Source organism: Longimicrobium sp. (assembly GCF_036554565.1).
Classification (GTDB): Bacteria; Gemmatimonadota; Gemmatimonadetes; order Longimicrobiales; family Longimicrobiaceae; genus Longimicrobium.
This window is the reverse complement of the sequence record NZ_DATBNB010000278.1, coordinates 1-5,069: the sequence shown is the minus strand read 5'-3', so window position 1 is coordinate 5,069 and position 5,069 is coordinate 1. Positions and strand designations below refer to the sequence as shown.

Sequence of the window (5,069 nt, the reverse complement as noted above, 5' to 3'; positions counted from 1 at the left end):
TCCCCGGCCATGGCCAGCGCCTCGGCTTGGAGGACGCGCAGCCAGTCGCCTTCGCGCCCCAGCGCCTGCGCCGCCTCGCCGTACGCATCGGCCGCGGCGCGCGGGTCGTTCAGCCGTCCGAGCGCGCGTCCCAGGCGCGCGGCCGCCTCGGGCTGGCGGGGGGCGCGGCGCACCTTGGCGTAGCGGCGGTAGCCGTCGGCCGCGGCGGACCAGTCGCCCTTGGCCTCGTGGGCGCGGGCCAGCAGGAACAGCCCCTCGCCGCCCGCGCGCTGCGCCAGCCAGTCGCGGCCGTTCAGCAGGCGGCGCACCTGCGTCCATCCCTCCCACCCCGCCGCCGCCCGCGCCGCCAGCAGCACCGCCTGCTCAGGGGCGTCTTCCGGGTTCTTTACGAACGGGCGCAGCTCCTTCCACGCCTCCCACGGGCGCCCGTCCTCCACCATCCGCTGCGCCTCGCGCACCGCGAGCGCCATCCGCGCGTTGCTGAACGCGGGCATGGGGTCGGCGGGAAGGGTGGGCGTGAGCTCCGAAACGGTGGGAACGCTGGACAGGATGGAGTGCTCGCCCGCGGCGTTGCTGATTGCAAGGCCGGTTGCAAGACCCACGAGGGCCGCCAGGGCGGGTGCGAAGCGATGCTGGATCATTGGGTGCCACGAAACCGCGAGTAGGAACGCGCACGTTCCCGGCATGAGAGGCCCGGCGTTCGGCCTCGCCACGCGCTGCCACCCGCGGGAAAGAGCACGATCCGTTCCCCAAATTACGCCATGGCAGCGAGTTGGATCAGAGCGGGGGACACGGGCGTTTCCTGGAGATACCCCCGTGCCGGGCCGGATGGTTCCGCCCGCCTACGACCAAGTGATCGATCCGGACGGACAGAGCCGTAGGGCGATGGGCCTTGACCCACAGGTGCGTCTAGTTACGCTTGCGGCCTGATTGATCCATCAAACGAAGGGGCCGGGATGCCATACAAAGGACGCATCAGCAGGACCGGGCACTCGATGTCGTTTGTTTTCGAGTCTGCGCTCTTCGATGCACATCCGGAGTTCAACGGCAACGTAGAAGCGGAATGCATCGGCGATGGCGTGCTGCTGGTGCGTGCATTCGGGAGCGAGGATGGTGGGGGTCAGGTCACGAGCCCGTGCTCAGCGCATTCCTTTCGCTCATCGAGCGTGACATGATCAAGTGCCCAGAAGGTATCCAGCCGTTGCCCGTGGACATCCTTGCGCGGGCGGAGCGACTGGTGGCGGGCATGCACGTTGACATGGATGCGCCACTCGATTGAGTGACGGCATACCCACAGACACATCGGAAGCGCTACGCCGCCACCGGCTCGTCTTCCCAGAGCATCTCGGCGACGCGCTCGGCGTCGCGGTCGGCGCCGATGCGGGTGAACAGCTCGCGGGCGCGCTCCAGCGACGTGCGCGCTTCGTGCTCGCGGCCGCGAAGGCGCTGCAGGTCGCCCATCTCACGCAGGGCCTCGGCCTCTTCCAGCTCCAGCTCCGCATCGCGGGCGATCTCGATGGCGCGCGACAGGTGCGCTTCGGCGTCGCCCAAGGCGCCCTCGGCGCGCGAAACCATGCCGCGGAAGCGCGCCACGTCCGACAGCGCGCCGTGCGCCCCCACGCGCAGGGCCAGCTGCTCGGCGCGGTCCAGCGACTCGCGCGCCTCGCGCACCTTGCGCAGGCGCAGCAGCGGCTCGGCGCGGTTGGCGTACATGCGCGCGAGCAGGGGATTGCCGGACATCCGCCCGGCGATCTCGATGGCCCGCTCGAAGCACACCTGCGCCTCCAGCCACTCGTTCAGGTCGGCGCACACCATCCCCAGGTTGTTGTACACCAGGGCGGCGTTCTGCTTGTCGCCCGACCGTACGAACGAGCCGATCCCCTCCAGGTAGCGCGTGCGGGCCTCGCGCAGGTCGCCGCGGATGTTGGCCACCACCCCCAAATTCAGGCACGCCCAGCCGATCAGCGCGTCGTCTCCCACGTCCAGCGCGCGCTCCAGCGCGGCTTCGAACAGGGTGCGCGCCGGCTCGTACTGGCGCTGGAAGTAGCGGATGGCGGCGCAGGTGTTGACGGCCCGCGCCGCCGCCTGCCGCAGCCCGTTGCGCTCGGCCAGCTCCAGGCTGAGCTCTGCCAATTCCTCGGCCTCTTCCCAGCGCTCTTCCTGCTGGCGGATGCGCGCCTGCCCGCGCCCCGCGTCGGCGGCGGAGGCGATGTCGCCGCCGCGGACCGACGCGTGGAATACCGCCGCGTACGCCGCGTCGGCGGCCGGCCAGTCGCCCTCCCGCTCCAGCCTGGACGCCTGCGCCTGCAGCGCGGCCGTGTCGTCCGTCATGAACTCATCGGCATTGGGATGGTCGTCACCGACAAAACGGGCCCCGCGACGTTCTGCCGCAGGGCCCCATGTTCGCAGCCCATTGGGATGTCAGTTGCTGCCGTCAGCGCCCGAGTCGCCGCTGCGGCCCTGCCCGATCAGGTATCCGCTGAAGTGGTCCGTGACCGTGGTGACCGTGCGGGTGAGCTTGTTGTCGACGCCGCCCTTGTCCTCGAGGATCGCCCGCGTGTCGGAATCGACGTAGTAGATCCGCAGGCTTTCCCGGTCGATGTCGGTGCGGGTGCAGCGCGCGTAGCTCAGCGACAGCACCACGGGCTGCAGAAACTCGAAGTGCTCCAGACCGGCGGCCTTCACATCCACTTCCACGTACCGCGACGCCGGCACCGTCATGGTAAAGCTGGTGGGGAACAGCACCGCGTTCGCGGGAATGACTACCCGGTGGCCGCCCGCTTCCAGTACGCCGCCGAGCGCCCCGATGGTGGCCGTGGCGCTGGTGGCGGTGGCGACCGGGCACTCCAGCGGGCTCGCGCCGCTGAAGCGCGCCAGCGAAGCGGCCGGCGCCGGGGGCGCGGCCGGGCTGTCGGCGCACGAAGCCGCCGCGCCCGCCAGGGCGGCGAGCAGGGCGAAGCGTAGCGTAGTCCGGAGCGTGTACATCGTCCGACTGCCTGCTGGAGGAAACAATCCGTTTACCGCGAGCCGCTCATTTCGCAATCGGCGTGCCCGCCGGCGCGGCGGCGGGCAGCCGAACGATGAAGCTGGAGCCCTCGCCCACCCGGCTCTCCACCACCAGGTCCCCGCCCAGCATCTTCGCCAGCTTGCGGGAGATGGGCAGCCCCAGCCCGGTGCCTCCCCGCGTGCCGCGCACCTGCTCGAACTCGTGAAAGATGCGCTGCTGGTCTTCGGGCGCGATGCCCGGGCCGGTGTCGCGAACCCGCAGCTCCACGCCGCCGCCGCCCAGCGCCTCGGCGGAAACCGACACTTCGCCGCCCGCCGGGGTGAACTTCACCGCGTTCGAAAGCAGGTTCACCAGGATCTGCCGCACCCGCGCCGCGTCCGTGCCGATGACGGAGGCGCACGGCGGCTTCTGCAGCGACAGGCGCACGCCCTTTTCATCCGCCACCGGCTGCAGCGTGGCGGCCGCGTCTTCCACGAGCTCGCGCACGGCGGCGGGCTGGATGGTGAGCTGCACGCGGCCGGCCTCGATCTTGGCGTAATCCAGGATGTCGTCGACGATGCGCAGCAGGTTGCGGCCGGCGGTGCTGGCTTTTTCCAGAAAGACGCGGGCCGTCGGCGGGATGTCGCCCGCCAGTCCGTCCAGGAGAAGCGCCTGGTAGCCCAGGATGCCGTTCAGCGGCGTGCGCAGCTCGTGGCTCATGGACGCGAAGAAGCGCTCCTTGGCTCCCGACGATTCGCGCAGCTCGTCCAGCGCGTGCGCCAGCTCCTCGCCCCGCTCCGCCAGCGCGCGGTGAAGGCGGGCGTTGGAGATGGCGACCGCGGCGTGCCCGGCCAGGGTGAGCGCCAGCCGCGTGTCCTGCGGCGCCGGCTGGTAGGCGCGCCGATAGCCGATGACCAGCGCGCCGAACGTGCTTCCGAACAGCGCCAGCGGAACGCCGAGGCCGGCCTGCATCTGCTCGCCGGCGTGGAACGGGTATTCGGCGGGCGAAGGGCCGTCTGTGCCGCCGAGGGAGATGGGGTTCTCGGCCTCGATGACCCGTCGGGCGAACGGGTCGTCGTCCAGCACCGGCGCGTTGGTGCGCAGCCCCACCGCCGCCATCGTCCGCACGTTGTCGCCCTCGCGCGTGCTGACGGTCACGTAGTGCGCGCCCAGCAGCGTGCGGGTGAAGCGGGCGACCAGGCTGAGCACCTCGTCGGGGTCCAAGGTGCGGTTGGCCGCCAGTCCCAGGATGTGAAGGGCCTCGCTTTCCTCCGCACGCCGCAGCAGGGTTTCGCGCTCGGCCTCCACCTGCGTGCGCTCGCGGTCTCGCAGGGCAACCGCGTGAAGCGCCGTCCGCACCCGTTCCCAGGGTTCCGTCTCGCCGAATGCGTCGGGGCTGCCCAAGAGCACAAGCCCGCCCAGGCCGCCGCCCAGCGCCAGGACCAGGCTGTCTGACCCGTCCGGGCTGAGTTCGGGGGCCGTCGAACCCGCCCCGGCGGTGGCCCGGGCGGCGAGCGCGGCGGGGGGCGCGGAGCCTTCGGGCCACGCTTCGCGCCCGTCGCGCCCCACCCACCATGCGGCGTGGACGAGCGCGGCCTCGCGCAGCGGTTCCAGCAGGGCGCGGAACGCGGCGGCGCAGGTGCCGCTCTCGCGGATGAGGAGCGCGAGCTCGGTCGGGGAGATGCCGGGTGCATGAATCACGGTGCATCCGGCGATGCAGAAATCGTTCTTGGGCGCCGTCAGCGCCGGGGCACGCCGAGAGCCGCGCCGGCGCTTTGGATTCCGCACCGGGGCCGCGGTGACCGCGCGGGGGCGGTTGCACGAAAACCGGGAATGGGGCGGCAAAATGGGGCGTCGGGGGCCGACAACCCGTGATCGTTCAATCGCTCTTTGCTCCGGACTCGCGCGCCTCCTTGAGCTTGAGGGAGGACTGAAACGGAACTGCGGCCACCCCGCCACATGTGGTGCACACTGCCACGAGCACGTGCTCGACGTCGATCTTGGGGCTTTCCAAGGAGTACGTCCGGTACTCGAAACGGGTCTCGACCCCCTGCTTACACTGGTCGCAGATTGCCTGAGAACG

Annotated in this window: 4 protein-coding genes and 2 pseudogenes; 1 reads left to right on the top strand and 5 read right to left on the bottom strand. The window is 71.0% G+C overall.

Translation table 11 applies throughout. From position 1 onward, the window contains the following. Window positions 1-641, bottom strand: a pseudogene (locus tag VIB55_RS07475) (hypothetical protein); the annotation flags it as partial. A 422-nt stretch (window positions 642-1,063) separates the two neighbouring features. Here VIB55_RS07475 and VIB55_RS25635 point away from each other — a divergent pair. Continuing rightward, window positions 1,064-1,279 (top strand): type II toxin-antitoxin system PrlF family antitoxin, encoded by a 216-nt coding sequence (locus VIB55_RS25635; RefSeq protein WP_414681238.1) that lies wholly within the window; start codon window positions 1,064-1,066, stop codon window positions 1,277-1,279. A 32-nt stretch (window positions 1,280-1,311) separates the two neighbouring features. On the opposite strand, the gene VIB55_RS07470 is transcribed toward VIB55_RS25635, so the two are convergent. The 4 genes and pseudogenes from VIB55_RS07470 to VIB55_RS07455 form a co-directional block, all read right to left on the bottom strand. After that, complete coding sequence (locus VIB55_RS07470; RefSeq protein WP_331876046.1) at window positions 1,312-2,331, bottom strand: tetratricopeptide repeat protein; 1,020 nt, start codon at window positions 2,329-2,331, stop codon at window positions 1,312-1,314. Window positions 2,332-2,421: 90 nt separating this feature from the next. Beyond that, window positions 2,422-2,985, bottom strand: a complete 564-nt coding sequence (locus VIB55_RS07465; RefSeq protein WP_331876045.1) for a hypothetical protein — start codon at window positions 2,983-2,985, stop codon at window positions 2,422-2,424. A 46-nt stretch (window positions 2,986-3,031) separates the two neighbouring features. Further along, on the bottom strand, window positions 3,032-4,687 hold the full coding sequence (locus VIB55_RS07460) for a GAF domain-containing sensor histidine kinase (RefSeq protein ID WP_331876044.1): 1,656 nt from the start codon (window positions 4,685-4,687) through the stop codon (window positions 3,032-3,034). Window positions 4,688-4,865: 178 nt separating this feature from the next. Next, window positions 4,866-5,069 (bottom strand): annotated as a pseudogene (locus VIB55_RS07455) (hypothetical protein); the annotation flags it as partial.